This is a genomic window from Streptomyces sp. NRRL F-2664 (assembly GCF_000719345.1).
GTDB lineage: Bacteria > Actinomycetota > Actinomycetes > Streptomycetales > Streptomycetaceae > Streptomyces.
In genome coordinates, this window is record NZ_JOFX01000661.1 from 1 (window position 1) to 203 (window position 203).

The 203-nt window shown below is 73.9% G+C and carries 1 protein-coding gene; it reads right to left on the reverse strand.

The window, feature by feature from the left end:
- Positions 1 to 203: hypothetical protein (locus tag IF89_RS40540; protein ID WP_043195279.1), on the reverse strand; the 203-nt coding region annotated here is incomplete at both ends.

Genomic DNA, 203 nt, shown 5'->3' on the forward strand with positions numbered 1-203 from the left:
GGGCCCACTGGGAGTAGTCGGCCTCGGACAGCACCCGGGCACCGTCTGCGTCCGCTTCTTTGGCGTAGGCGCCGTCGCGGTAGTTGTCCGCGGTCCGCACGGCCCGGCCCAGCGCGTCGAGGGTTTCGGTGACCCGTCGGCCGTCGGGGGTGGCGGTGACCGTCACGGTGGGGGCGGGGTAGGAGAAGGCGGTGGTCTGGGGC